General features: G+C 52.6%; 28 protein-coding genes, 1 tRNA gene, 1 other RNA gene and 1 pseudogene. 25 read left to right on the top strand and 6 right to left on the bottom strand.

What is annotated here, in order from left to right:
* Window positions 1-76 precede the first annotated feature (76 nt).
* From C7E10_RS12130 to ftsY, 10 genes and pseudogenes are all read left to right on the top strand, one after another.
* Window positions 77-445, top strand: coding sequence for a transposase (locus C7E10_RS12130; protein ID WP_200820179.1), 369 nt, complete (start codon window positions 77-79; stop codon window positions 443-445).
* Complete coding sequence (locus tag C7E10_RS12555; protein ID WP_200820170.1) at window positions 396-1,412, top strand: IS3 family transposase; 1,017 nt, start codon at window positions 396-398, stop codon at window positions 1,410-1,412. The genes C7E10_RS12130 and C7E10_RS12555 overlap by 50 nt, the downstream gene beginning before the upstream one ends.
* Before the next feature lie 48 nt (window positions 1,413-1,460).
* A pseudogene (locus C7E10_RS12480) lies at window positions 1,461-1,604 on the top strand (IS30 family transposase); the annotation flags it as partial.
* Between the two features lie 262 nt (window positions 1,605-1,866).
* Window positions 1,867-2,565, top strand: a complete 699-nt coding sequence (locus C7E10_RS02225) for an aspartate/glutamate racemase family protein (RefSeq protein WP_105325749.1) — start codon at window positions 1,867-1,869, stop codon at window positions 2,563-2,565.
* A gap of 59 nt (window positions 2,566-2,624) precedes the next feature.
* Window positions 2,625-2,807: non-coding RNA, 6S RNA (gene ssrS, locus C7E10_RS02220), on the top strand.
* 46 nt (window positions 2,808-2,853) lie between these two features.
* Window positions 2,854-3,303 carry a signal peptidase II gene (lspA, locus tag C7E10_RS02215; RefSeq protein ID WP_105325748.1) on the top strand — a complete coding sequence of 150 codons (450 nt, stop codon included), beginning with the start codon at window positions 2,854-2,856 and terminating at the stop codon, window positions 3,301-3,303.
* The gene (locus C7E10_RS02210) at window positions 3,255-4,217 is read left to right on the top strand and encodes an RluA family pseudouridine synthase (RefSeq protein WP_105325747.1); all 963 of its coding nucleotides are present in this window, start codon (window positions 3,255-3,257) and stop codon (window positions 4,215-4,217) included. Before lspA ends, C7E10_RS02210 begins: the two co-directional genes overlap by 49 nt.
* A gap of 16 nt (window positions 4,218-4,233) precedes the next feature.
* Window positions 4,234-4,785: a bifunctional pyr operon transcriptional regulator/uracil phosphoribosyltransferase PyrR gene (gene pyrR, locus C7E10_RS02205; protein WP_105325746.1), complete on the top strand. Its 552-nt coding sequence runs from the start codon at window positions 4,234-4,236 to the stop codon at window positions 4,783-4,785.
* A gap of 14 nt (window positions 4,786-4,799) precedes the next feature.
* A complete protein-coding gene (smc, locus tag C7E10_RS02200; protein ID WP_105325745.1) occupies window positions 4,800-8,372 on the top strand; it encodes a chromosome segregation protein SMC in 3,573 nt (1,190 codons plus the stop codon).
* Entirely contained in the window at window positions 8,369-9,283 is a 915-nt protein-coding gene (ftsY, locus tag C7E10_RS02195) for a signal recognition particle-docking protein FtsY (protein WP_105325744.1), read from the top strand. The genes smc and ftsY overlap by 4 nt, the downstream gene beginning before the upstream one ends.
* 230 nt (window positions 9,284-9,513) lie before the next feature.
* Here ftsY and C7E10_RS02190 read toward each other — a convergent pair whose 3' ends face one another.
* The 3 genes from C7E10_RS02190 to C7E10_RS02180 all read right to left on the bottom strand — a co-directional run bounded on the left by C7E10_RS02190 (window position 9,514) and on the right by C7E10_RS02180 (window position 11,799).
* Window positions 9,514-10,404, bottom strand: coding sequence for an IS3 family transposase (locus C7E10_RS02190; RefSeq protein WP_268802576.1), 891 nt, complete (start codon window positions 10,402-10,404; stop codon window positions 9,514-9,516).
* A 23-nt stretch (window positions 10,405-10,427) separates the two neighbouring features.
* Window positions 10,428-11,189 (bottom strand): helix-turn-helix domain-containing protein, encoded by a 762-nt coding sequence (locus C7E10_RS02185; RefSeq protein WP_105325742.1) that lies wholly within the window; start codon window positions 11,187-11,189, stop codon window positions 10,428-10,430.
* A gap of 151 nt (window positions 11,190-11,340) precedes the next feature.
* The gene (locus tag C7E10_RS02180) at window positions 11,341-11,799 is read right to left on the bottom strand and encodes a MarR family winged helix-turn-helix transcriptional regulator (protein WP_105325764.1); all 459 of its coding nucleotides are present in this window, start codon (window positions 11,797-11,799) and stop codon (window positions 11,341-11,343) included.
* A 202-nt stretch (window positions 11,800-12,001) separates the two neighbouring features.
* Here C7E10_RS02180 and C7E10_RS02175 point away from each other — a divergent pair, with 202 nt between their 5' ends.
* The gene (locus C7E10_RS02175; RefSeq protein ID WP_105325741.1) at window positions 12,002-12,547 is read left to right on the top strand and encodes a glutathione peroxidase; all 546 of its coding nucleotides are present in this window, start codon (window positions 12,002-12,004) and stop codon (window positions 12,545-12,547) included.
* A 236-nt stretch (window positions 12,548-12,783) separates the two neighbouring features.
* Entirely contained in the window at window positions 12,784-13,770 is a 987-nt protein-coding gene (locus C7E10_RS02170) for a diaminopimelate dehydrogenase (RefSeq protein ID WP_105325740.1), read from the top strand.
* A gap of 120 nt (window positions 13,771-13,890) precedes the next feature.
* Here C7E10_RS02170 and C7E10_RS02165 read toward each other — a convergent pair.
* Window positions 13,891-13,967: transfer RNA gene (locus C7E10_RS02165), tRNA-Pro, on the bottom strand.
* Window positions 13,968-13,999: 32 nt separating this feature from the next.
* Window positions 14,000-15,649, bottom strand: coding sequence for a DUF4127 family protein (locus tag C7E10_RS02160; protein WP_105325739.1), 1,650 nt, complete (start codon window positions 15,647-15,649; stop codon window positions 14,000-14,002).
* A 184-nt stretch (window positions 15,650-15,833) separates the two neighbouring features.
* Here C7E10_RS02160 and rsmD point away from each other — a divergent pair, with 184 nt between their 5' ends.
* The 3 genes from rsmD to C7E10_RS02145 are packed head-to-tail and all read left to right on the top strand — an operon-like array spanning window position 15,834 to window position 17,528.
* On the top strand, window positions 15,834-16,397 hold the full coding sequence (gene rsmD / locus C7E10_RS02155; RefSeq protein WP_255419929.1) for a 16S rRNA (guanine(966)-N(2))-methyltransferase RsmD: 564 nt from the start codon (window positions 15,834-15,836) through the stop codon (window positions 16,395-16,397).
* Between the two features lie 54 nt (window positions 16,398-16,451).
* Window positions 16,452-16,937 carry a pantetheine-phosphate adenylyltransferase gene (gene coaD, locus C7E10_RS02150; RefSeq protein ID WP_105325737.1) on the top strand — a complete coding sequence of 162 codons (486 nt, stop codon included), beginning with the start codon at window positions 16,452-16,454 and terminating at the stop codon, window positions 16,935-16,937.
* A 39-nt stretch (window positions 16,938-16,976) separates the two neighbouring features.
* Window positions 16,977-17,528 (top strand): F0F1 ATP synthase subunit B family protein, encoded by a 552-nt coding sequence (locus tag C7E10_RS02145; RefSeq protein WP_105325763.1) that lies wholly within the window; start codon window positions 16,977-16,979, stop codon window positions 17,526-17,528.
* 61 nt (window positions 17,529-17,589) lie between these two features.
* Here C7E10_RS02145 and C7E10_RS02140 read toward each other — a convergent pair whose 3' ends face one another.
* Window positions 17,590-18,804, bottom strand: a complete 1,215-nt coding sequence (locus C7E10_RS02140; protein ID WP_105325736.1) for a tRNA(Met) cytidine acetate ligase — start codon at window positions 18,802-18,804, stop codon at window positions 17,590-17,592.
* 248 nt (window positions 18,805-19,052) lie between these two features.
* On the opposite strand from C7E10_RS02140, the gene C7E10_RS02135 reads away from it, so the two are divergent.
* From C7E10_RS02135 to C7E10_RS02090, 10 genes are all read left to right on the top strand, one after another.
* Complete coding sequence (locus tag C7E10_RS02135; protein ID WP_105325735.1) at window positions 19,053-20,246, top strand: acetate/propionate family kinase; 1,194 nt, start codon at window positions 19,053-19,055, stop codon at window positions 20,244-20,246.
* Window positions 20,247-20,312: 66 nt separating this feature from the next.
* Window positions 20,313-20,816 (top strand): YceD family protein, encoded by a 504-nt coding sequence (locus C7E10_RS02130; RefSeq protein ID WP_105325734.1) that lies wholly within the window; start codon window positions 20,313-20,315, stop codon window positions 20,814-20,816.
* 24 nt (window positions 20,817-20,840) lie between these two features.
* A complete protein-coding gene (gene rpmF / locus C7E10_RS02125; protein WP_105325733.1) occupies window positions 20,841-21,020 on the top strand; it encodes a 50S ribosomal protein L32 in 180 nt (59 codons plus the stop codon).
* A gap of 347 nt (window positions 21,021-21,367) precedes the next feature.
* A complete protein-coding gene (gene fapR / locus C7E10_RS02120) occupies window positions 21,368-21,958 on the top strand; it encodes a transcription factor FapR (RefSeq protein ID WP_105325732.1) in 591 nt (196 codons plus the stop codon).
* Entirely contained in the window at window positions 21,942-22,958 is a 1,017-nt protein-coding gene (gene plsX, locus C7E10_RS02115) for a phosphate acyltransferase PlsX (protein WP_105325731.1), read from the top strand. Before fapR ends, plsX begins: the two co-directional genes overlap by 17 nt.
* A gap of 2 nt (window positions 22,959-22,960) precedes the next feature.
* The gene (locus C7E10_RS02110) at window positions 22,961-23,974 is read left to right on the top strand and encodes a beta-ketoacyl-ACP synthase III (RefSeq protein WP_105325730.1); all 1,014 of its coding nucleotides are present in this window, start codon (window positions 22,961-22,963) and stop codon (window positions 23,972-23,974) included.
* Window positions 23,971-24,918, top strand: a complete 948-nt coding sequence (fabD, locus tag C7E10_RS02105) for an ACP S-malonyltransferase (RefSeq protein ID WP_105325729.1) — start codon at window positions 23,971-23,973, stop codon at window positions 24,916-24,918. Before C7E10_RS02110 ends, fabD begins: the two co-directional genes overlap by 4 nt.
* Before the next feature lies 1 nt (window position 24,919).
* A complete protein-coding gene (gene fabG / locus C7E10_RS02100) occupies window positions 24,920-25,663 on the top strand; it encodes a 3-oxoacyl-[acyl-carrier-protein] reductase (protein WP_105325728.1) in 744 nt (247 codons plus the stop codon).
* Window positions 25,664-25,703: 40 nt separating this feature from the next.
* On the top strand, window positions 25,704-25,949 hold the full coding sequence (gene acpP, locus C7E10_RS02095; protein ID WP_105325727.1) for an acyl carrier protein: 246 nt from the start codon (window positions 25,704-25,706) through the stop codon (window positions 25,947-25,949).
* Window positions 25,950-26,032: 83 nt separating this feature from the next.
* Entirely contained in the window at window positions 26,033-26,986 is a 954-nt protein-coding gene (locus C7E10_RS02090) for an NAD(P)H-dependent flavin oxidoreductase (RefSeq protein ID WP_105325726.1), read from the top strand.
* The last annotated feature ends 7 nt before the right edge of the window (window positions 26,987-26,993 follow it).

Here is a 26,993-nt window from a genome sequence, read left to right as displayed (position 1 = left end):
TATAATGGAACTATGAATTAAGACAACTTCGAAACTATTTCTTAATGTGAATCTCGTGGTATACTGGAGGCGATCAATGAAAAAGGAGATAATCATCATGTCACGCACGCGCCGTCATTTCACGTCGAAATTCAAATCCGATCTCGTCATCGAGCTGCTCAAGGGTGAGAAAGACCTCAACACGCTGGCGGCTGAGAACGAAATCCTGCCGAACCTCTTGCGGAACTGGAAGAACGAGTTTCTCAGCAAGGCAAGCATCATATTCGATGATTCCAGTGAGGACAACCTCAATCAAAAACTCGAGACCGAGCGGAAGGAGAAAGCCTCCTATGCCCGCAAAGTTGGCCAACTCACCATGCAGGTGGATTGGTTGAAAAAAAAATCTGAGGAAATTCTTGGACCGGACTACGAGAAACAGTATTCTCCAAAACCTTTCGAGGAGTGAGTGCAAGGAGCTTTCCCTTCGGAAAGCAGCAAAGCTGCTCGGCGTCAACCGCACAAGCCAATACTACCACCCCAAAGAGAACACTCCATCAGATGAAGAGCTGGAATGCAAGCGCATCATCGATCGTTTCCACACGGACAATCCTGCCTGGGGCGCAAGGCAGCTGGCCTCGCAGCTGCAGCGCCTCGGGCATCAGGCCGGACGACGCAAGACAGCTCGCTATATGCGCGAGATGGGCATCGACGTCATCTATCCGAAGATGAACCTTTCCAAGCGGCAGCAACAAGCGCAGGTGATGCCCTACCTGCTGAAGCATGTGGATATTCAGCAGCCTAACCAGGCATGGTCCATCGACATCACCTACATTCCCCTGGAGCACGGTTTCGTTTATCTGACAGCCATCATCGACTGGTACAGCCGCTGCATTGTTGGCTGGGAGGTGGACGATACCCTGGACACCCGGATGGTCATTGCCGCCGTAAGGAAGGCGCTCCGTATAGCAAAGCCGCAGATTCTCAACTCCGACCAAGGATGCCAGTTCACCAGCAAGGAGTACNGCTGCATTGTTGGCTGGGAGGTGGACGATACCCTGGACACCCGGATGGTCATTGCCGCCGTAAGGAAGGCGCTCCGTATAGCAAAGCCGCAGATTCTCAACTCCGACCAAGGATGCCAGTTCACCAGCAAGGAGTACAAGGCTTTCCTCAAGGAACACAAGATCCGCCAGAGCATGGATGGCAAGAGCCGCTGGGCCGACAACATCAAGATTGAGCGGTGGTTCCGGACATTCAAGTATGAGGAAGCCTATCTCACGCAGTACCGCAACATCCGGGAGGCTCGCAAGGCCATCCGCAACTACATCAACGTGTATAACTTCCAGCGCTGCCACTCAGCCATCGGGAACGTCCCGCCAGCAGAGCGCTACTTCCCGGCACTGCTGCTCAATGCTGCAATGTCTGCTGCCTGATACATTTAGAAATTCATCGATTTTGGTCTTGACAAACGTGCCACTATAATAGAGCGGTTCTCTGATGAGGATATCCTGAACATGGCAGATACGCTGAACCAGCGCCCACGTCGTGTTTTGGGCTACCATACGCCGTCAGAGCTATTTGATGCATTCCTCGATGAAGTTTATGCTATTGAGTGTGTTTCTTGATTATAGTTGTTCAAATTCAACTTGCAATTTACCTATCCTTTTTTTGTGCGTTCAAAGCCGAATAAGGTACTCGGCAGGCGGACAAAATGGTGTTTTGCGGCAAAGAAAAACTGTCTATAAGAAAAAACGAAAAGATGAAATTTACTATTTCTTATATTTGCGGTATACTGATAAGGTAATTGCACTTTTTTCGTATGGTTATCCATTCTCCAAACCAGCGAGCCCGGCAGCGCCGGGCAGGTGATACTAAGGAGGCAGCGAATTGAAGAAAATAGGATTGATTGGCGGCATTGGCCCAGAATCCACCATCATGTATTATCGGGAACTGGTCTATGGCGTTCAGGAACAGCTGAATAAACCGGTGTTTCCTCCCATGGTCATTGAGAGCCTAAGCGTATTTCAAGTGTTGGATTATTGTGCCAAGCGGGATTATGAGGGCCTGATTCAATACTTACTGCAGGGGATTGAACATTTGGCAGCGGCTGGGGCCGATTACGGCGCGTTAACGGGTATTACGCCCCATGTGGTATTTGATGACCTGGCGGCCCGGTCTCCCATTCCTCTGGTAAGCATGGTGGAAACGGCCTGTGAGGAAGCAGAAGAATCCGGGTACAAAAAAGTGGGGCTGTTGGGCACCCTGCCCACCATGGAAGGAAATTTTGTACAGAGAGCCTTTGCCAAACGGGGCATCGGTATTTTTACGCCCAGTGAAAATGAAAAGCTGTATATCGCCGATAAAATCAAGACAGAACTGGAGTATGGCCGGGTGGTGCCGGCTACCCGGAAGATTATGGCGGAAATGGCTGAAGGGATGATTGAGGAGCATAAGCTGGATGCGGTGGTGCTGGGCTGTACGGAACTGCCCCTGCTGTTTGACCAGGTGACCCTCCCGGTACCAACCTTGGACGTAATGCGCCTGCATATCCGGGCCCTGATTCGGCTGATGCTCCGGGCAGAGTAAAGAAATTCTCTCAGAAACTGGACAACTGGCTGTCCTTGCGTTATAATACAAATAAAAGAGCAACCCTCCGATGTGCGAGTCGAATTCCATATGTTTTGAGCCAACACTCTCTATAAGGGAGCCCGTGTACTCCGGTCGTTGATGATATGCCCTTTCGAGGGGACATCAGAAGTGGCAGGGAGGGCACCCACCTGCTCATGCAGGTTCAAAACTCGGAATTGGTACGGCATTGTAGGGCTCTTTCTTTTTTTATATCAAAATTTGCCTGTAAAGGAGAGAACGAGATCCATGCTGGAAATCATTCTTGGGGTGGCCGTGCTGGATCGGCTGACCAAGCTCCTGGCGGCGTCCGTCATGACGGAAGGGATGAGCATTCCGGTAATTCCCGGGGTGTTTCACTTTACGTATGTACTGAACCCTGGAGCTGCCTTTGGCTTGTTAAAATACCAGCGTTTGTTTTTTGTCGGCATAACTGTAGTGGTAGCCATTGCTGCCTTTCTGCTGCGGGACCATATCCGCCAGGAAGGAAGATTGACCCGCTGGGGTGCCGCCTTTTTTTTAGGCGGAGCTGTGGGCAATATGATTGACCGGATTCATACCGGTTACGTAATTGATTTTTTTGATTTTCTCATCTGGCCCGTGTTCAACGTGGCGGATATTTTTATCTGTGTAGGAGTGGGAATGATTGTATGGAGTACGCTGAAGAAGGACTCGGGGAAAACGGGCAAGACCGACTGATTACCACTGACCCGGTAACGGAAGAAGAAAAGGGGCAGCGGGCAGATGTGTTTTTGGCAGCCCGGCTGGACCTGACCCGTTCCAATGTACAGCACGACCTGGCGGAAGGCCGGGTAACCCGGCAGGGAAAAGCGGTGAAAGCCAATTATAAAGTAAAGACAGGGGATGTATTTCAGGTGCTGATTCCCCCGGCGGTAACGCTGGAGGCGGTACCCCAAAACATCCCTTTGGATATATTATACGAAGATGAAGATGTTATCGTCATCAACAAACCCCGGGGCATGGTGGTGCATCCGGCAGCCGGCAATCCGGACGGGACGCTGGTCAATGCTCTTTTGTACCACTGCCATGATTTGTCCGGCATCAACGGGGTGGTGCGGCCGGGGATTGTGCACCGGCTGGACAAGGATACTTCTGGGGTGATGATTGCGGCCAAGAACGACCTGGCCCATTTGTCCCTGTCCCAGCAGATTCAGAGCAAGGAGGCCAAGCGGACCTACCTGGCTATTGTCCGGGGCAATATCAAGGAGGACCAGGGGCATATTGAAACCCAGCTGGACCGGGACCCCAAGGACCGGAAAAAGATGGCGGTGGTGGCCCAGGGCGGCCGTTTTGCGGCTACGGACTATCAGGTGCTGGAGCGCTACGGAAAATTTACCGTGGTGCGCTGCAAGCTGCTGACCGGGCGGACCCACCAGATCCGGGTCCATATGACGTATATTGGCCACCCGCTGGTAGGGGACCCCAAGTATGGTCCCCAGAAAACCTGTTTTTCCATTGAGGGGCAGGCGCTTCATTCGGAAACCCTGACTTTCCGGCATCCCCGGACCCAGGAGTGGATGACGTTTGAAGCCCCGGTGCCCCAGGATATGGCAACCATCCTGACCCGTTTGCGCAATGGGCAGTTCCATTAACAAGGAGGAGAACAACATGAGTACTTCCGTCAAGAAAAAAACCATTTTGGATGCAGATGCCATCCGCCGCTCCCTGGTGCGGATTTCCCACGAAATCGTGGAAAAGAACAAGGGTGTTGAAAATGTGGTCCTGGTAGGTATCCGGACCCGGGGCGTGCCCCTGGCCCAGCGCCTGGCGGAGCAGGTGGCAGAAATTGAAGGCGTAAAGGTACCTGTGGGTTCCCTGGACATTACCCTGTACCGGGACGACCTGTCCACCCTGGCCTATAACCCCATTGTAAAGGAAACGGAACTGGACTTTGACATCAACGGCAAGACGGTGATTTTGGTGGATGATGTGCTGTTTACCGGCCGTACCATCCGCTGCGCCCTGGACGCCCTGATTGATATGGGCCGTCCCAAAGCCATTCAGCTGGCGGTTTTGGTGGACCGGGGTCATCGGGAGCTGCCCATCCGGGCGGACTACGTAGGCAAGAACGTGCCTACCAGCACCAGCGAAACGGTGGACGTGACCCTGGCAGAAATCGACGGCGAAGATGAAGTATCGCTGTCCGATATTCAGGCGTAAGAAGGAACGGTACCGTGCGTTTAAAATCATTTGAGGCCCATGGGTTCAAGTCCTTTGCGGATCGGGTGAGCCTGGACTTTGAGCCGGGGATTACCGCCATTGTAGGGCCCAACGGCAGCGGCAAGAGCAATATTTCCGATGCCATCCGCTGGGTCATGGGGGAACAGAGCATCAAGTACCTGCGGGGCACCAAAATGGAGGACGTGATTTTTGCCGGCAGCTCGGTTCGCCGGGCCATGGGCATGGCAGAAGTCACCCTGCTGTTTGACAATTCGGACCACGAGCTGCCTTTGGACTTTGACCAGGTGAGCTTGTGCCGCCGGGTGTACCGCAGCGGTGAAAGTGAATATTTTATCAACAAAAAGAACTGCCGCCTGAAGGACGTGCTGGCCCTTTTGGCTGATACGGGACTGGGACGGGGTTCCATGTCCATTATCGGCCAGAACAAGATTGATGAAATCTTAAACAGCCGTCCTGAGGACCGGCGTTCCATATTTGAGGAAGCGGCCGGGATTGCCAAGTACCGGATGCGGAAGAAGGAGGCCCTGCGGAAGCTGGAAGAAACCGGGGCCAATTTGCTGCGCATTCGGGACATCCGGACGGAGATCCAGGGACAGCTGGAACCGTTAGGAGAGGCGGCAGCCAAGGCCCATGCCTATAAGGAAAAGGCCGCCCAGTTAAAGCTGGTGCGGCTGACTTTGCTGTTTCGGACCCTGGAAAAAATTGACCAGGAAAAGGCCCAGCTGACGGAGCTTTGTGCGGCCAGGGAGCAGGAACTGCTCTCCCTCCAGGCCCAGCAGAAACAGGTGAAGACGGAGCTCCAGGAACTGAACCAGAAGATCCAGGAAAAGGAAGACGCCTATTCCCAGTATCAGGAAGAAATCCTGGCCAAGGAGCGGGAAATTGCTTCCTACGGCCGTCAACTGGCGGTGTACCAGGAGCGGCTGGAACAGGGGAAAAACCGCCTGGAACAGCTGGCCAAGGCCAAAAGCAGGCTGGAAGGCGAGCTGGAAATCAGCCAGCGGAACCTTTTGACGGTAACGGAGGAGTACGACCGGCTGGAAGGGGCGGAGGCCCGGGCCCAGAAAAAGCTGGCTGTTGCTGGGGAAGAAAAGAATCGGCTCAGCCAAGAGGTCCAGGACGCCCAGGATAAGCTCAAGACGTACCAGGACAAGGCGTTTGACAGTATGCGGGAACTGGTGATGGCCCGGAACACGCTGACGGGAATCTGCCAGGAGCAGGACCGGCTCCACCGGCAGCAGGAACAAAGCAAGGAAAAGCTTGCGGCGGGGGAAGCCCAGGTGGCCGAAGCCCAGCAGGCAGCCCAGGCAGCCCAGGAGGAACTCCAGGGGCTGGCGGACCGGCTCACCAGTCTGGAAAAGCAGAAAAAGACCCTGGAAGAAGAACTGCTGGCTGCGGCGGAGGACTACCGGAAGGAACACGAGCTGGTGGAGGCCAACCGCCGGAGCCTGAACCAGAAAAAAGCCCGGCTTCAGGTGCTGTCCAATATGGAACGGGAGCACGAGGGGTTCAGCAAAGGGGTTAAGACCGTGCTGGGGGCCAAGGCTCCCTGGCGGGCCCAGGTATACGGGGTAACGGCGGAGCTGTTCCACGTGGAAGACCAGTACGTAACGGCGCTGGAAACAGCCCTGGGAGGCGCCCTGGGAGGCGCTTTGCAGAATATCATTACCCAGGACGCCCAATCGGCCCGAGATGCCATTGGCTACCTGAAACGGCAGCAGGGCGGCCGGGCTACGTTCCTGCCGCTGGACACCATCCGGCCCCGGTCCCTTTATGGGAAGGAAAAGGAAGCCGCGCAGGCCAAGGGTATTGTGGGGGTCGCTGCGGACCTGGTAACCTGTGACGAAAAGCTGCGGCCGGCGGTGCAGTTCCTTTTGGGAACGGTGCTGGTGGCAGAAAACCTGGACGATGCATTGGCAGCTGCCCGGAAGGCAGATATGCGGGTGCGGATTGTGACCCTGGACGGGGACGTAATCAGCGCCGGTGGGTCCATGAGCGGCGGCCAGAAGCAGCAGGGAAAGAGCTTTTTGGCCAGACGGCAGGAAATCGTCCATCTGACGGAAGAAGTCCAGGGACTGGAGAAGCTGCTGCAGCAGCAGGAAAAGGAACTGGACGCTATTACCCAAAAGGGGAAGGAGCAGCGACAAGCCCAAGACGATTGCCTGGCGGAGCTCCAGAAACTGGCGGTGCGCCGGGCGGGCCTGGAAACCCAGGCGGAGCAGAAGCAAAAGGAGCGGCAGGAAAAGCAGGAAGCTCTGGAACTGCTGCGGGAAGAAAAACGCAGCCAGACGGCAGAGTTTCTGAAGCTGGTGGAGCAGCGCAAGCAGCTGGAGCCCCAGGTAGCGGCTATGGAACAGGCGGATGCCCGTGAAAAGAGTGAGTCCCAGGAACTGGAGGCCCAGCTGGGCAAGCAGCGGCAGGACCTGGAGCAGGCCAGCGGCCGGTACCAGGATGCCCTGGTGGAGGCCAGCGGCCTAAAGACCCAGCTGGAAGCCCTGAACCAGCGGATCCAGACCATGGACAGCTACGAGGAAAAGACCCAGCAGGAGCTGTCGGACAACGAAGCCCAGCAGGCGAAACAGGTGCAGAGCCAGAAGGACAGCGAAGCGGCCTGCCAGAAGCTGGCAGCCCAGGCAGAAGCTCTCAAGGCAACGCTGACGGGCACCGAAGACGCCAAGGCCCAGTTCCTGACGGAGCGGGAAGCCCTGGCCCAGGAAAAGACCGGTACTGAGGAAAAGCTGGCCAAACTGGCCGGCCAGGAAGAAGGCGTCCGGCAGAAAATCCGCAGCGTGGAAATGGAGCAGGTCCGGAAGGCTACGGAGCAGAGTCATTGCCTTCAGCAGCTCCAGGAAACCTACCAGGTGACGGAGGAAGAGGCCCGGAACAAGAGCCTCAAGGACGTGGAAACCGGGGACCTGCACCGGCAGGAGAACCAGCTGTCCGGGGACCTGGAGGCCATGGGTGCGGTGAACCTGACGGCGGAGGATGAGTACCAAACGGCCAAGGAACGGTATGATTTCCTGAACCGGCAGTACGAGGATATGACCGCTGCCAAGGAGCAGCTGGAAACCGTTATTGCCAGCATCAACTCCGATATGGCCCGGCGTTTTAGGGAAGCCTTCGCCAAAATCAACAGCTATTTTGCAGAATGCTATGAGCAGCTGTTTGGGGGCGGAAAAGCCCGGTTGCGTATTTTGGACGAAAATCATATACTGGAATCAGGCATTGATATTGAGGTGCAGCCCCCGGGAAAGAAAATGCGGAACTTATCCCTTTTCTCCGGCGGGGAACGGGCCCTGACCGTTATTGCCCTCTTGTTTGCCCTGTTAAAATACCAGCCGGCGCCCTTTGTCATCTTAGATGAAATTGATGCGCCCCTGGATGAAACCAATATTTCCCGGTTCGCCCGTTTTCTGCGGGAGTACGGGGAGAAAACCCAATTTATCGTGATAACCCACCGGAAGGGGACGATGGAGGCGGCGGACGTACTCCATGGGGTAACCATGGAACAGTCCGGTATTTCCCGGATCCTGTCGGTGAAGTTGTCGGAGGTGGCGGAAGCATGAGTTTTGTAGAACAACTGAAAGATGGCTTGAGCAAGACCCGTAAGAATTTTACGGATCGGATGGAAGACCTAATCGGCGTCAGCGTGGAGCTGGACGACGATTTTATGGATGAAATGGAAATGATTCTGGTGGCCGGGGACGTAGGGGTCAAGACTACGGAAAAAATCATGGCTGCCTTGCGGAAGGCTGCGGCTACCCGGGAAATCAAATCCCCGGCGGAAGCGCTGCCGTTCTTGAAAAACTATATTGCCAATATGCTAAAGACCACGGGTCCCCGGATGCATTTTTCCGGCCATCCGTCCATTGTGCTGGTAGTTGGCGTCAATGGGGTGGGGAAGACCACCACCATTGGCAAACTGGGCAATTATTACCGGCTTATGGGGTATAAGGTTATGCTGGCAGCAGCGGATACTTTCCGGGCCGGGGCTACCGAGCAGCTCCAAATCTGGGGCAAACGGGCCCAGGTGGATGTAATCGCCCATGGTGACGGGGCGGACCCGGCTGCGGTGGTGTACGACGGCCTTCAGGCGGCCATTGCCCGGAAAGCCGACGTACTGTTTGTGGATACCGCTGGCCGGCTTCACAACAAGACCAACCTGATGAAGGAACTGGACAAGATTTACCGGGTAATCCGGAAGGAAGTCCCGGACGGTCCCCACGAAACCCTGCTGGTGCTGGATGCCACCACCGGGCAGAATGCCATTTCCCAGGCCAAGATTTTCCTGGAGACGGCCCATGTGACCGGGGTGGTGCTGACCAAACTGGACGGCACGGCCAAAGGCGGCGTGGTTATCGCCATCAAGGAAGAACTGGGGCTGGACGTGAAATGGATTGGGATTGGGGAAGGTATGATGGACTTCCGTCCCTTTGATCCCCAGCAGTTTGTGGATGCCCTGTTCAGCAGAGAATAATAAAGCGAAAAAATCAAAAGGGGCTGTGAAAAAATAAAACTTCCTCAGTCATCCCTATAGGATGACAGCCCCTTCACGCTTGAAGGGGCCGTTCAGACCCATCAGGTTCCCAGTGTTTAACAATATTTGCACTATAGTTCAGACATAAGCTGACCAGTAGTGGCCTAGTATGCCTCCTTCAAGCGTGGTGTGCTCCCCGTCAAGTAGACAGTTCCTAATAATATAAACCTCTACGCCGCCATTTGGTAGCTATTATGTTTTTGCATAGGGGTCAAACGGCCCAAATTCCGCTGCAAACGGCTACTGTTGTAATACTCCATGTAGTTATTAATCATCGTTACCAAAGCTTTACGGCTGTCGAAGTCACGAGTATAGTACCGTTCTCTTTTCAGCATGCCCCAGAAGCCTTCCATCGGGCCATTATCAATGCATTTTCCTATCCGTGACATACTCTGCGTCATACCAGCATCTAGAATCATCTTGCGGAAATCCCTGCAGGTGTATTGGAATCCCCGGTCAGAGTGAAACAGGGGATGCGCGCCAGGGTTTTTCAACAATGCCTTATTGAAGGTATTGAATACCAAATTTTTATCGTTCCGGTTGCTTATCACATAGGAAACAATTCGTCTGTCATACAGGTCAATAATCGCGCTCAGATATACCTTATGCACAACTACCCCCTCATAGTAGTGAAATTCTGAGACGTCAGTACACCATTTCTGGTTAGGGGCATCGGCTTTAAATTCCCTATTCAAGATATTTTCTGCAATGTATGCAGGATCTATTGCACGCTGGGTGCAGCCCTTAGGGGCATATTTAATCGTAGACTTTATATTTATCACTCGACAAAGATGAAGAACGCGACCGTCACCAATTGCTATTGGTTTCGTGTCAGGATAGATCTTCTTATTTGGGGCTCGTAAGTCATCAGCTATTCGTCTGTACCCTTTAGCTGGGTCAGCCTTGTATATCTCTTCTATTCTTTTAGCAATTTCCTTGTCGTCAATTTCGCGTGCTGAAGGCTCTCTATGAAGCCATTTGTAGTAGCCGGCCCGGGACACTTTTCCCAATTTGCACAGGCCAAGAATAGGGTAATTCTTTTCAGCGTGCAGTTCTTTAATGGCTTCATAAATGGCTCCATATCTTATTTGTGTGAATCCCGCCTCCTTTCCACAATATCGAGTTTTTTTAGGAAATCAATCTCCATATCCTTGGCTTTGAGTTTTGCATTAGCCAGTTTGAGTTCAGCTTTCATACACTCATATTCTGTAGGGGCTTCTTCAGGGACTTCTACTGGCTTCCTGTGTCCGCGCCCATCTATGAGTCCTTCGGTATTGTACTTATTATATTTTAAGACGTAATTTCTGACTTGCTGGTAGGAAACCTTAAACTTTTCAGCGGTTTCATGGTAAGCATTCCCGTTTTCAATGCAGTATTTTACGATTTCAACGCGCTCGTCAAAGGTCGTTTGTCTAGCTTTAGTCATGATCTTGGCACCTCCAGTACCCGAACTTTTTAGTTCCTCATGACTATTATACTTCTTTAACCAGTCTCTGATTTGACGAGAACTTTTTAATCCGTATTTTTGTACCAGCTGGGACATAGTCGTTTCGCCCTTAAGATATTCCTCTACGCATTGGATCTTAAGATCAGCAGAATAACTTTTAACCTGTCTTTTGTTAAATACCTCAGGACCATTTCCTATATATTCATCTACCCAATACTGTACTGCTTTCCAGTGAACCCCTAACCTTTTTGCAGAAACCATTGGTGATTCTTCATGAGCAAGAACAGCTTTGACAGCCTTTAATTTATCCTCTGCACTGACTTTCGATATAGACATTTTACATACTCTCCTTTCAACGAATCCAGGAGGTTTAACTATATGCCAGTCTACTTTATTCATAGCATACCAGCGTGAAGGAGGTGGGGACCGCAGGGCCTCGGAGAAAGTTTTGAGGTTTGGATACGGCTAAAACGAACAATAAAAATGGCTTGCGAACTCAAACTAGTTCGCAAGCCATTTTTTCACAGCCCCTTTTTTGCTGCCGGTCAACTTAGGAATCCAGGGCAGCAATCAGGGCATAGAGTTCTTTTTTCAGTTGGGCCATTTCCTCCGGGGAAAAGAGGGTTCCCTTTTGGTTCAATTTGCAGGTCATGGCGTGGGGAATGGTTTTGGCCTTGTCCCGGAGCGCCAGGCCCTGGTCCGTAAGGGCGGCAATAAGGTTCCGTTCGTCCTGGGGGTCCCGATAGCGGCGGATATAACCGGCGGCCTCCAGCTTTTTTAACACTGGGGTCAGAGTACCGGAATCCAGGTACAGGCGTTTTCCCAGCTGGTGCATGGAAATCTCCTTTTCTTCCCACAGGACCATCAGCGTCACGTACTGGGCGTAGGTCAGGTCCAGGGCTTTGAGCAGGGGATGGTAGGCCGCCACAATTTTTCGGGCTGCGGCGTAGAGGGGGAAGCACAGCTGGTTTTGCAGCAGCAGGCCGGCGTATTCGTTTTCTGAGGTCATGGCAATCACCTTGCATCCTTTCGTTGTTTAGAATTATTGTAACGGATAAAATTTATCACGTCAAATTAAATTTTAAAAAATAGTATTTGACAAAATTAAATAACACGTTATAATAAAGACAGAAAGTGATTAGCAGAAAGTCAGCCAAACAAAAAGCGGAGCTGCGGTGCGCAGCTGCCGGAACCTGTAAGGAGGATTTGTAATGAACGTATATGATTTTGTTGTTAAAAATAAAAAAGGTGAAGACGTTTCTTTGAAGGATTACCAGGGCAAGGTGCTGCTGATTGTGAACACTGCCAGCAAATGCGGTTTTACGCCCCAATTTAAGGAACTGGAAGAACTGTACAAGAAGTATCAGGACAAGGGCTTGGAAATCCTGGGCTTTCCCTGCAACCAGTTTGCCGAACAGGATCCTGGCACCAATGATGAAATTGAACATTTCTGCCGGGTAAACTACGGGGTTACCTTCAAGATTTTTGCCAAAGGCGATGTGCGGGGCGAAAATGCCCAGCCGCTGTTCAAGTACCTGACCCAGCAAAAGGGCTTCAAGGGCTTTGATATGAGCCATCCTGTGGCTGCCGGCCTGGTGGATGCCCTGAAGAACCACTTCCCGTCCTACCTGGAAGGGGACGGCATCAAATGGAACTTCACCAAGTTCCTGATTGACCGCAGCGGCAATGTGGTGGAACGGTATGAACCCACCACGGTTCCTTCTGCCATCGCTGCCGATATCGAAAAATTGCTGTAAACGTTGCGAAGACTGCATTCTGGGGTACGCCTGGGATGCAGTCTTTTTTGTCTGGAAGGGAGCAGGGTAGGATACCCTGAGCGTACACTGTATACAGTATTTTAAGTACTTCGTATCTTTTAAAAAGTATACAGTATTATTTGCGTTACAATCGGTTTAAAATATTTACAAATAAACGCAATACGTGTATAATGCAAAACGTGTTCACTAGATTATACAAAAGGAAGGTTGATCATATGACAGTGCAAATCGGTATTTTAGGTTATGGTAATATTGGCAGAGGGGTGGAAACAGCTCTCTTGGATAACCCGGATGTAAAGCTGGCTGCGGTATTTACCCGGCGTGACCCGGCTCAGGTGAAAATTGCTACGGCAGGGGTGCCTGTAGTTTCTGTTAACGACATTGCCCAATGGACGGACAAAATCGACGTGCTGGTCCTGGCCGGTGGTTCTGCTACCGATCTGCCTGTACAAACTCCTAAATACGCTTCCTTGTTTAATGTCATCGATACCTTTGACACCCATGCCCATATTCCTCAGCATTTTGCTGCAGTAGATGCAGCTGCCAAGGCTGCCGGCAAGGTGGCTATGATTTCTGTAGGCTGGGATCCGGGCCTGTTTTCCCTGGCACGGTTGTATGGCAACGTACTGCTGCCGGACGGCAAGGATTATACCTTCTGGGGCAAGGGCGTATCCCAAGGCCACTCTGATGCCATTCGCCGGATTAAAGGGGTAAAGAACGGCAAACAATACACCATTCCTGTGGAGGCAGCCCTGGAAGCGGTAAGAGCCGGCAAGAATCCGGAACTGACCACCCGGCAGAAACATACCCGGGAATGCTTCGTGGTGCTGGAAGAAGGCGCTGATGCTGCCAAGGTGGAAGAGGAAATCAAAACCATGCCCAACTACTTCTCCGATTACGATACTACGGTACACTTCATCTCGGAAGAAGAATTCAACAAAAATCACCAGGGCTTTGCCCATGGCGGTTTCGTATTCCGTTCCGGCAAAACTGGCGTGAACAAGGAAAACAACCACGTGATCGAATACCGGCTGACCTTGGATTCCAACCCGGAATTCACCGCTCATGCAGTGATTGCCTATGTAAGAGCCCTGGCACGGCTGGCCAAGGAAGGGGCAACGGGCTGCAAGACTGTATTCGATATTGCTCCTGCTTATTTGAGCCCTCTCAGCGGCGAAGAACTGCGGGCCAAGATGCTGTAAAGCAACGAAAAAGAAAATCCGGCTTTCCTTTGGGAGAGCCGGATTTTTTTCGTTGCTTTATAGGAGATTCAGGGCAAACAAAAAAGACAGCAACCGAAGTTACTGTCTTATTTTTTAAGATGGTCGGGGCGACAGGATTCGAACCTGCGGCCTCCTAGTCCCGAACCAGGCGCGCTACCAAACTGCGCTACGCCCCGACAACACATTAATAGATTATAAAGGCTATTCCTTAATTTGTCAATTGGTATTTGCCAAAATCTTGATAAATTTTTAAGCGGATTTCAAAGGGCCTCTCCCAGGGGAGGCCTACGGTAAAGTCCGCGTTTTGCAGGTAGTAGGCGTCGGTTCCGTCCTGGTAGTAGGGATATTTCCGGCAGTACCACAGCAGCAGCTTGTTGTAGATGCCCAGTTCCCGGGCAATGTAGAACAGGGTCTGCCGGGCGTAGGGGTCGGCGTCCTGGGGATTTACTCCGTTAAGGTCCTGGAGCTCGGCCATGTGGGGGCGAATCAGCTTCTGGTAGGCCCAGTCGTCCAGGAACCGGGCGTAGTTGAAGCGGAAGTTGGCGCTGTACAGGCCGGGCAGCTGGTCCTTGGGCAGGCGCTTTGCCTGGCCGGTGACAATGGTGCCCTGGGCTGCGGCGGTGCCAATGGAATTGGAAGCCGTATTCCAGCCGGAATAGGACAGCAGCTGGGGCAGGGGCGTGCCATTGGCCGCCAGGTGGGGCAGGATGCAGTCCCCGGCTGCAAAGCGGGTGGACAGGTCCACCAGGGCTACGGGTTTTTGGGTCATGAGCAGTTTGATATTCTCAGCAATTTGGGTGTAGTTTTCCTTCTTTTCGCTGCCGCAGTGGATGAACAGCACAAAATCCGCCTGGTCCAGGGAATCCGTTTCCACGCCGCCTGCCAGCTGAATCTTGTCCGAAGCAATCTGGCCCAGGGTCTGGGGCACAAAGTGGAGGGTGTAGTCCCGCATTTCGGGGGTGCCGTACATTACCTTGATTTTGGGCTGCCAGTGATTGCTGCGGGTGTAGATCCGAGAAATGGCCAGGGCCCCCAGCTCATCGGCTCCCTGGGAGGTATAGATGGGGGGATGTTCGTCGTATTCCTTGAGGTAGGCTGTAGCGTTGTGCCGGTTATGGTTGGGCAGGCCGTAGGGCTGGGCGTCGTCCTGACCGATGACCAGGTCCGTGAGGTTTTCTTCTGTAACGAACTGGATCAGTTCCTGGTTCAGCCGGTCGTTGTTCTGGTACAGGGTAATGTATTTCCACTTCAAATCCATGGGAATCAGGGCCTTGACTTCTTCGTACAGGGCATGGTCATAGGGCAGGCCCTGGAGCTTTTTGTCCATGTTGATGGTCCAGGTCATGAGATGCCACTGGTACCACCGGTCAGGGAGCACATGGTCGCTGATCAGCAGCCGGGGGATGATGCTGTACAGGTAGTACTGCTTGTCCGGATAGGTTTCTTTTAAATCGGACAGGTAGGTGAACAGTTCCCCGGCCTTTTCTTCATCTACCTGGTGAATCCGGGAGTGGAGAAGACCGCCGAACAGGATCAGGTCCGTGGAAATGATAGCTCCCTGCTGCTGGGGCAGCTGGGCTTCCAGCCAGGTTTTCAGGGCAGGAATATTGGCCGGCTTTTCGTACCAGTCCATGATATTGTCCGGAGGTGCGGTAACGGAAATCCCTGCCAGGGCACCCAGTTCCACGGTAAAGTCCCGGCAGGGCGGCCGGTTGTCAATGGGCAGCAGGGCCCAATGGGCTGTAGCTGGTACGGGCGGCGGTGTATAGTTCTCCCCCCGGGGCGCAAGGCGGCCGTGGAGCAGAAGGCCGGCTGCGGTGCAAAGCACTGCCAGGGCAAGCAGGGGTTTTCGTTTCACGGGGAAGGCTCCTTTTCTTATAGAATGGTATCATTATATCGTAAGTGCCAGAAAATGACTACACTTCCCCGGGAAAACGGGGGGAGGGGTGCAAAAAATTCCGCACAATTTGTGTACACCCAGGTTTTTTCTTGCACCAGGAACGGGTACAGTTTATAATTGATTTGATATCTCACGAAAGGAAGTGGCGCAGATGCGCATTATTACCGGCAAGGCCAGGGGCCTGAAACTGGTTACTCCCAAAAATTATCTGGTACGCCCCACTTCCGATAGGGTAAAGGAAGCCCTGTTTAGCATTATCCAGTCCCGGCTTCCTGGAGCAGTGGTGCTGGATGCCTTTGCGGGAACCGGCAATCTGGGCCTGGAAGCCTGGAGCCGGGGTGCAGCCAGTGTGGTGTATTTTGACAAGAGCCGGGAGAGCCTGAAACTGGTGAAGGCCAATGTGGAAAAGGCCCGGGCCCAGGAGGCGGTGCGGCTGATTCATACGGACGCCGTCAATGGCCTGGCTATATTGGAGCAGGAACACCAGCAGTTTGACCTGATTTTTTCGGACCCGCCCTACAACAAGGGCCTTAACGAGCTGGTGTACAAGGCACTGCTAAAGCGTCCGGTGCTGAAACCCGGCGGCCTTTTGGTGTTGGAACATTCCCTGGAAGAGGATCCAGCCCAATATGTGGAGGAAGGGACAGAAATCCGAACAGAAAAGTACGGAGACACGAAAATATCTTTAATTAGGTGGAAATCGTAAGCTGTTTTTGTTATAATGAGATTTAGCAAATCTTGCTGCTATTGGAGGTTTAACGTGCGGAAAGCCGTTTGTCCGGGTAGTTTTGACCCGGTTACCATGGGCCATTTGGATATTTTTGAACGAGCCAGCAAAATGTTTGACGAGCTGATTGTCAGCGTATTCGTCAACCCCGCCAAGGACAAAGCCATGTTTTCCATGGAAGAGCGGGTAGCCATGATCGAGAAAGCGACCGCCCACATCCCGAATATCCGGGTTACCAGTTTTTCAGGGCTTTTGAACGAGTTCTGCGAACAGGAAGGGGCCAAGTTTATTGTACGTGGCTTGCGGGCATTCACTGATTTTGAGTACGAATTCCAGCGCGCCCTGCTGATGAAGGAAATCGATAAGAATTTGGAAACGGTCTTTATTATGACCAACGCGAAATATTCGTATCTCAGTTCTTCAGGGGTGCGGGAAATGGTGTATTTCGGCGGCAACATCACCGGTTTTGTACCGGAATGTATTCAAAATGAAGTCATGCAGCGCGGAAAAGCTCGCTAATGATTTTCTCTATTACATTAAGGGAAGGGATAGATGGTCATGGAATTAGACAAAATCTTGGACGAAATGGAAAGTATTCTGCAAGAGGGATTTCGGATTCCCTTAACCAGCAGATTGATTGTCAACGAAAATGAACTTACCATGGTAATGGATAAGCTGCGGGCTGCTGTACCTCAGGAAATCAAGAGAGCCCACGACCTGCTGGAAGAACAAAAGAGCATTATCGAAAAATCCCGTACGGAAGCGGACCACATTGTGGAACAGGCTCATGCCGAAGGCAACCGGATTGTGGATTTGGCCAAGGCTGAAGCTGACCGCCTGGTACGCCAGGAAGAAGTGGTAAAAGCTGCGGAAAACAAGGCCAACCAGATTCTGGCTGAAGGCCAGCAGTATGACCACGATATGCGGGCTGCTGCGGAAGCTTATGCCAATAAGCTGCATAGTGAATCCATGCAGTATGCGGTAGATGTCTTCAGCTACCTGGAAGAAAACCTGAACAAGACCCTGAAAGCTGTTCAGGAAAATGGAGATGCCCTGAAGGCCTCCTATCCGGAAGATCATCGGATTGAATCCGGTACTGACAGAAAATAATAGGTAAAACAAAGGACTGAGGAAAATCCCCAGTCCTTATTTTTATGGGTAAAATTGGCAGCTACAGGCGCACTGGCGGCAGGCGGTAGTCCAGGTCCGTGATCGTGCCTGTTTGCAGCAGCTGGTACAGGTTGGCGGCCCTAAGGTCCAGGGCAAGCTGGGCGGCAAAGGCGGCGGAAGGGGCCTTTGCCAGGGTGTTTTTGTTTACCTGGAGCACCAGGGGCAGCTGGGCCTTCTGCTTGAGCTGGCGAAGCAGCTCCTGGCCCCTGGGGCTAAAGCCCAATACCCGCAGGTAGGTGGGAGCAGCGTTGGCGCCCTGGCTAAAAGTACAGTCTGGCTGGGAGAGCAGCAGCTGCCACAGCAGCCGGCGAATCCGGGAAGGGGAGTAGCGCCGGGTGGCGCACGCTTCTACCAGGGCAGTAAAGGAGCCGGCCCGGCGGTGCTTGTACACCAGGTCTTCCAGGCCCTCGCTGGTAAGGCAGGCCGTGCGGATGGCCGCTGGGGAGGAGCATTCCAGGGTGTAGGAGAGCAGCAGGGACAGGCGGTCTTCCGGCAGACCGCAAAGCCCCTGGGCTAACCAGGTCCTGATCCAGGGCAGTTCGGCCTCGGGAAATTGCTGGGCGGCCCTTGGGGTTAACCCGTCACGTTTCAGCGCTTTGCGCAGGGCGGAGGCGCTGGCCAGGGTATCCTCCAGGGTGGTGCTGCCGTAGGCGCTGCCCTGGCGCAGGACGGGCAGGGGCTGAAGCTGGGGTGCCAGGCTGCCAATTGCCCGCAGGTATTCCAGGGCCAAAAGGTTGTTGGAGCCCTGGAGCAGGGCGGGGTAGCGGGGATTCAGCCTACCGTAGACCTGCTCCGCCGCCTTGGCATAGGATAGTCCCTGGGAAAGGGCAGCTTCCCACTGTACCTTGGCCGGCTGTTCCTTGGCCAGGCGCTCCAAGAGGGCCAAATTCGGAGTCTCACAGCCAAAGGACAGGTGGGTGACTACGCCTGTAGCCTGAAGGCAGGCAACGGCACCCCGGGCAAATTCCCGGGCGCTTTGGAGGCTGTAGACCACTGGCAGCTCCAGCACCAGGTCCACGCCGCCCAAAAGGGCCAGCCGGGTCCGTTTCCATTTGTCCCAAATAGGAGCCTCACCCCGCTGGGTCAGGCTGCCGCTGCTAACGGCGATGACAGGTGCGTCAGGAAATTTTTGCCGGACCTGGGAAAGCTGGTATTGATGCCCCTTGTGGAAGGGGTTATATTCTGCGATAATGCCGATGACGGCAGCTGGGTTCATAGGGGCCTCCTTAAAGAAAAGTTTGGGCCCGGGGCGAAAATCACTTTTTGCCCCTGCCTTGTATTCCTTTCTATTGTAGCGGCAGGAGGGGCGGCACGCAAGGGCGGAGGCCGGGGAAAAGAGACTGAATTCAGCCCGGAAACAATTCTTTTCTAGACATTCTGGGCTAACTTTGCTAAAATAGTTAGGTATTATAGAAAATGCGTAATACTGCTTGAAAACTCAGTAGTTGATCAGGAGGCAAGGGAATGAAGATTTTTGTTGTTAACTGCGGCAGCTCTTCCATCAAATATCAGCTGATTGATATGAATGATGAATCTGTCATTGCTAAAGGTTTGGTTGAACGTATCGGTATTGAAGGCTCTGTTTTGACGCATACGCCTGCCGGTAAGGACAAAGTAAGACTGGAAAGCGAGATCCCCGATCATGTAGACGGTATCAAAAAAGTACTGGCTGCTCTGGTTGATCCCAACCATGGCGTTATCAAATCCATGGACGAAATCGATGCTGTGGGCCACAGAGTGGTACATGGCGGCGAAATCTTCAGCGAATCCGTTGTCATTAACGACGAAGTACTGGCCAAGATTGAAGGCCTGAGCGATATGGCACCTCTGCATCAGCCGCCTAACGTAGCTGGTATCCGTGCCTGCCAAAAACTGATGCCCAACACCCCGCAAGTGGCTGTATTTGATACGGCTTTCCATCAAACCATGCCTCCTGTGGCTTATATGTTCGGCGTTAAATACGAAGAATACGAAAAGTACGGCATCCGTAAATACGGTTTCCATGGTACTTCCCACAGATTCGTAGCTGCTCGGGCTGCTGAAATGCTGGGCAAGGACATTGCCGATACCAAAATCATCACCTGCCATCTGGGCAACGGCTCCAGCATCACCGCTGTAGACGGCGGCAAATCCGTGGATACTTCCATGGGCTTCACTCCGCTGGACGGCGTTCTGATGGGTACCCGTACTGGTTCCATCGATCCTGCTGTAGTGCCCATTCTGATGAGCAAAAAAGGCCTGGATGCTGCTGCCATGGACAAATACATGAACAAGGAATGCGGCGTTTTGGGTGTATCCGGCGTTTCCAGCGACTTCCGTGACCTTGAAGATGCTGCTGCCAAAGGCAACGATAAGGCCCAACTGGCCCTGGATATGTTCTGCTATCAGGTAAAACGCTACATCGGCGCTTATGCTGCTGCTATGGGCGGCGTTGATGCCATCGTCTTCACTGCTGGTGTAGGCGAAAACGACATCACCACCCGTGCCAAAGTATGCGCTGGCCTGGAATTCCTGGGCGTGAAGATTGATGCTGACCGCAACAATGTACGCGGCAAAGACACCGAAATCAGCGCTGCTGATTCCAAGGTAAAGGTATTTCTGATCCCCACCAACGAAGAATTGGTTATCGCTCGGGATACCAATAGACTCTGCAAATAAGAAAATGTTTTCGGGCTTTTGCTTGACAAAGGGTGAAAGCCTAGATATAATGTAACGGTTGATAATATGATCAAAATCAATGTAGCAGAAATCAAAAAGAAACTCGTAGGGTCTGAATCTTTTCAGTATACCCTGACCGGCAAAGAGTTAAATATCCTGCCGGAAGATGCGGAACTGCAAGGTCCCATTACCATAGAAGGTACCCTGGCCAACGGCGGCGATGTGCTGCTGCTGACGGCCACGGAGAACTTCACGGTGCGGGGAACCTGTGCCCGCTGCCTGAAGGATGTGGTACTGGACCTCACCGCCAAGGTGGACGAACGGTACTATCCGGAAGGAACCCCGGGGCTGGAAGAGGATGCCTTTACCTATAAGTTTGATGTGGTTGATGTTACAGATGCTTTAAGGGAGTCCCTGCTGCTGGCCATACCTGCCAGAATGCTGTGCAAACCGGACTGCAAAGGGATTTGCCCTGTCTGTGGAGCGGATCGCAACGTGACGGAATGTCATTGTGATACTCGGTCCATCGATCCCAGGCTGCAGGCTCTTGAGGCATTGTTAGAGAAATAGGTTGAGTTTAGGAGGTGTACGATAATGGCAGTACCAAAGAGAAAAATGTCGAAAGCTCGCCGCGATTCCCGTCGCGCTAATTGGAAACTGGCTGCTCCTGGCTTGGTTGAATGCCCTCAATGCCATGAGCTGAAGCGCCCTCACCATGTTTGCCCTGAATGTGGCTATTACGATGGTAAGGAAGTAGTGAAAGAAGCTGAATAAGGAATCCTGCGGGAGACCTGAAAAAATGAACGTCGCTCTATGGGGCGGCGTTCTTTTTTTTGCAGTGAATGCCGCTGCGTGCTTTCTAAAGGGATAAGGTTTCTTCTTTCGAAGTTTTGCATTATAATAGATGCTGGAGATATTTGGCTTAGGCAAAATATCCCTGGCTGTCTGCCGGAATTTCTTCTGGCGGGCCTAACCTTTCTGACAAGTGGGGAGGGATGCTGCAAAATCTATGAAGAAGCTGTAAATTATTGTAGGTTTTTTGTGCGAGCTATTGTATTTTGCCCGTTCTTTGGTATAATAGGCTCTAGTGTTATGACTAGGTACTAAAAGTAGGTGATAGAATGGGTTCTGCAGCACAGAAGAAGGCACGCCAACAGAGGCTTCAGCAGCTTTTGGACAAGAATCCTTTCTTGACCGACGAGCATCTGGCCGAAACCTTTCAAGTCAGTATCCAAACCATCCGACTGGATCGGTTGGCCCTGGGGATTCCCGAACTTCGGGAACGGACCCGTCACATGGCGGAAAACGCCCAGGAAAAATTGCAGGCCATCACCAGTGCCGATATTGTAGGCGAACTGATTGACCTGGACATCGGTCACAGCGGTATTTCCATGATGACCGTGGACAAAGAGATGGTTCTGGAGAAAACAGGCGTAGCAAGAGGGCAATACATGTTTGCCCAGGCCAATTCCCTGGCCTTGGCAGTAATTGACGCACCGGCAGCGTTGACCGGTGTGGCAAATGTGAAATACAAGATTCCTGTGTATACGGGTGCCATTCTGGTGGCCCGGGCCGAAGTGGTTCGGAAGCAGGAAGATAAATATACGATTTGGGTGAAAATCAGAAACAACCATAAGGAAGTGTTCCGGGCTAAATTTCTGATTGTTGCCATTCCGGAAAAGAGGAACCAAGAAGATGAAAATCGCAGTTGATGTAATGGGTACTGACTATGGCCCTCAGGAAATTATCAAGGGTGTACTTCAGGCTGTCAACGAATATGGCTGCGAGGTAGTACTGGTAGGAGATGAAGAAACCATCCGCCAGGCACTGATGCAGGAGCATCAGGAAAAGAATCCTAAGATTACCATTCATCACGCCAGCCAAGTTATCGAGATGAAAGATCATCCCGGCATCAGCGTGAAGAAAAAGAAGGACGCTTCCATTGTGGTGGCAACCCGCCTCCTGAAGGAAGGGGAATGTGACGCACTGGTTTCCTCCGGCAGTACCGGGGCTGCAGTGGCTTCTGCCCTGTTTGGCCTGGGCCGGATCAAAGGCATTGACCGTCCGGCCATTGCTACGGTGATTCCCAGCATTACCGGGGCTACGGTTCTGGTTGACTCCGGCGCCATGGTGGACGCCAAGCCGGAAAACCTGGTGAAAAGTGCTGTAATGGGTTCTGTGTACGCAGAACTGCAGCTGGGCCTTCCCAATCCCCGGGTAGGGCTGCTAAACATTGGGGAAGAGGAGACCAAGGGCAACGAGCAGTGCCTGGCCACCTACCCTTTGATGAAAGCGGACCCGCATATCAATTTTATTGGCAATGTAGAAGGACGGGACATCAACAAGGGTTCCGTAGACGTAGTGGTTTGTGACGGGTTTGTGGGCAACGTGGTATTAAAGACCATGGAAGGCCTGGGCTCTGCCATTGTGGATATTTTCAAGAATACCCTGAAGCGCAGCAGCGTGCTGGCCAAGCTGGGAGCCCTGATGATGAAACCGGCGCTTTACAGCATGATGAAGCAGATGGATGCTTCGGAATACGGCGGTGCTCTGCTCCTGGGTGTCCGTGCCCCCTTTATCATCTGCCACGGCAGCTCCAAGGCCAAGGCCATCAAAAATGCAGTGCGGGTGGCCATGGAACTGACGGAGAAAGATGTGGTAGGGCATATTCGTCAGACCATTATGCAGGACGAAGAAAGTGGTGAACTGTAAATATGAGCAATAAACCCAGTGTTGGCTTTTTAGGCATGGGCTATTATGTGCCTGAAAAAGTACTGACCAACTTTGATTTGGAAAAAATGGTGGACACCAGCAACGACTGGATTGTGGAGAGAACGGGTATCCGGGAGCGGCATATTGCAGCACCGGAACAGGCGACCTCTGATTTGGCCCTGATTGCTGCCCAGCGGGCGCTGGAAGATGCCGGCGTTGCGGCAGAGGAGCTGGACCTGATTGTGGTAGGCACCGAATCTCCGGATATGAAATTCCCTTCAGTGGCCTGCATTTTGCAGGACAAGCTTCACGCCACCCATGCGGCTGCCTTTGACCTGGCGGCCGGCTGCTCCGGTTTTGTGTATGCCTGCGGCATCGCCAGCCAGACCATCGCCTCCGGGCTGTACAAGAAGGTCCTGGTGGTAGGGGCAGAAACCCTGTCTCGGATTCTCAACTGGGAAGACCGCAACACCTGCATCATCTTTGGTGATGGGGCCGGTGCGGCAGTACTGGGCCAGGTGGAAGACGGCTACGGGATTTTGTCCGTGGACCTGGGCGCCAACGGGGCTGGGGGAGATTTTCTGAACATGCCTGCTGGCGGTTCCCGGAAACCTGCCAGCTACGAAACGGTGGCCAACAAGGAACACTCCATCCATATGGTGGGGTCCGAGGTCTTTAAGTTTGCCGTAAAGGTCATGGGGCACAGTACCCTGAAGGCCCTGGAAAAGGCCGGCATGACCAAGGGGGATATCGATTTGCTGGTACCCCATCAGGCCAATGTGCGGATCATTGCTTCCGCTGCCAAACGGCTGCACCTGCCTGAAGAAAAAATTATGGTTGATTTGGATAAATACGCCAACACCTCCGGTGCCTCCATTCCCATTGCACTGTGTGAAGCACGGGATCAGGGACGCATCCATAAGGGCGACAATGTAGTGATGGTGGGCTTTGGGGCCGGCTTGACCTACGGTTCGCTGGTGGTAAAATGGCAAAAGGACGAGGAGGCTAAAGGATGAGTAAGATTGCTTTTGTATTCCCGGGTCAGGGTTCCCAGACCGTGGGCATGATGAAGGAACTGTACGACAATTACGCCTGCGTCAAGGACGTTTTCAAGGAAGCGGACGAAGCCCTGGGCTTTTCCATGACGGACCTGTGCTTTAAGGGCCCGGAAGAACAGCTGCGGCTGACCTACAACACCCAGCCGGCCATTCTGACTTGCAGTGTGGCTGCCCTGAAGGTGCTGGAAGAACACGAAGTATTCCCGGACGTGGCTGCCGGCCACAGCTTGGGTGAATATTCCGCTCTGGTGGCTGCTGGTTCCCTGAAATTTGCCGATGCCGTACGGGTTGTACGCAAGAGAGGCCAATTCATGCAGGAAGCTGTTCCTGTGGGCCAAGGCGCCATGGCTGCCATTATTGCCCTGGATACGGAAAAGATTAAGGAAATCTGCAAGGAAGTACAGGACCGTACGGGTCTTGCTGTACAGCCTGTAAACTTCAACTGCCCGGGCCAGGTAGTTATCGCCGGTGCCACGGATGCAGTGCGGGAAGCCTCGGAAGCCCTGAAGGCAGCTGGTGCCAAGCGCGCCATTGTCCTGCCGGTCAGCGCACCTTTCCACAGCACCCTGATGCAGCCTGCTGCCGACCGTTTGGCAGAAGTGCTGGACCAGGTGAAAATTGCCGACGCCAAGATTCCGGTGATTGCCAACGTAACGGCCCAGCCGGAACAAAAAGGCGACGAAATCCGCAAAATCCTGGTTAAGCAGGCTGCCAGCCCGGTACTGTGGGAAGACAGCGTACGCTACATGATCCAGGCTGGGGTTACCACCTTTATCGAAGTGGGCCCGGGCAAAGTCCTGACGGGCTTTGTGAAGAAAATTGATCGCTCCTTTAGCGGCCAGAACGTAGAAGACCTGGCTAGTTTGGAAAAAACTCTTGCTTATTTAAAGGAGGTCAGATAAAATGAATTTAGCTGGCAAAGTAGCTTTGGTAACAGGCGGCTCCCGGGGCATTGGCCGTGCCATCGCCCTGACCCTGGCAGAACATGGCGCAGATGTGGCCATCAACTATGCTGGGAACACCGCTGCTGCTGAAGAAGTAGCCGCTGCCATTGAAAAGCTGGGCCGCAAGGCGCTGCTGGTACAAGGCAGTGTTGCCGATACCAACGGGGTTGCGGATATCGTTGGCCGTGTGGTAAAGGAACTGGGCAGACTGGACATCCTGGTGAACAACGCAGGGATTACCCGGGACGGCCTTCTCATGAGAATGAAGGAAGCCGACTGGGACGATGTGATGAACACCAACCTGAAGGGTGTGTTCAACTGTTCCAAAGCAGTACTGAGAACCATGATGAAGCAAAAAGGCGGCCGTATTGTAAATATGGCTTCTGTAGTTGGGGAAATGGGCAATGCAGGGCAGGCAAACTATGCTTCTGCCAAAGCCGGTGTTATCGGTTTTACCAAGTCCCTGGCCAAGGAAGTGGCCTCCCGGAATATCACCGTGAATGCGGTGGCTCCCGGCTTTATCGCAACCGATATGACCAGCGTGCTCACTGATGAGCAAAAAGCTGAAATGGCTTGCACCATCCCTCTGGGACGGGCAGGAGAGCCTCAAGATGTTGCCAACGCAGTTTTATTTCTAGTATCTGATGAAGCTGCTTATATAACCGGCCAGGTTTTAAACGTGGACGGTGGCATGGTAATGTAGTATGATTATGTGTTAGAGAGCTGGAAGGAGGTGAATAGGAATGAGCGAACAAAGTACTTTTGAAAAAGTAAAGGCTATTACGGTTGATCAGCTGAGCGTAGCTCCTGAAGACGTAAAGATGGATTCTACTTTTATTGATGACTTGGGAGCTGATTCTCTGGACATTGTGGAATTGATCATGGCTTTTGAGGAAGAATTCAACACTGAAATCCCTGATGAAGTTGCTGAAAAAATCCGCACTGTAAGAGACGCAGTAGAACTGTTGGATAAAGAAGACAAAAAATAATATCCCATTATTTTCGGAAGGTCCCTTACGGGACTTTCCGAGCTTTATCCATGATCTTTTTGATCTGAAATGGGGGATTGTTGTTGAAAGTGCCAGTGCTGAAGATTGGTGAAAAAGTAGCAACTATGCCTATCGTTCAAGGCGGTATGGCTATCCGCTTGTCCACGGCGCGGTTGGCGGCTTCGGTGGCCAATGAGGGCGGTGTGGGACTGATCGCTGCTTCTGGTCTGCCCTTTGATGAGCTGCGTAAAGAAATCCGTCTTGCCAGAAAGTTATCCAATGGCAAGGGAATGATTGGTATCAATGCAATGGTTGCCGCCCGTGAATTTAAAGGGCTGATAACGACTGCAGCCCAGGAAAAAGTCGACTTGATTGTGGCTGGGGCTGGTTTTTCCAGAGATATGTTTTCTGTCGGCAAGGAATATGATGTTCCTATTGTGCCGATAGTTTCTTATGCCAAATTAGCGAAAATAGCAGAGCGTCTGGGCGCTTCCGCTGTAGTGGTGGAAGGAACGGAGGCCGGTGGCCATCTGGGAACTCAGCGTTCGATTAAAGATATTTTGCCGGAAATCCTTTCGGTAGTGAAGATTCCCGTCATTGCAGCCGGTGGTGCTGTGGATGGCTATGATGTGGCAGAATTGCTGCAAATGGGAGCCAGCGGGGTTCAGATGGGCAGCCGGTTTGCTGCCAGTGAAGAATCCAATAGTGCGCCCATGCTGAAACAATTTTATTTGAAAATGACCAAAGATGATGTGGTTCAGATAGATAGCCCGGTGGGATTTAAAGGCAGAGCCTTATTGAATCCGTTCTCCAAGGCGGTATTGGAAGGTCATCCAACCAAGCCATTTAGCTGTGACAGCTGTCTGAAACATTGCTCCCGGAGTTTCTGCATTATTAAGGCTCTGACCCGGGCGCAGCAGGGAGATCTGGAAACAGGCCTGGTGTTTACCGGTGCAAATATGTGGAAAATTAAGGAAATTCTTCCCGTCCACGAGATCTTCAGAAGATTACGGGAAGAACTGAACAATTCTAAATAAGAGGTGA

This window comes from Acidaminococcus hominis (genome assembly GCF_900291475.1).
GTDB lineage: Bacteria > Bacillota > Negativicutes > Acidaminococcales > Acidaminococcaceae > Acidaminococcus > Acidaminococcus hominis.
The sequence above is the reverse complement of the archived record's forward strand: the minus strand, read 5'-3'. Positions and strand labels throughout refer to the sequence as shown.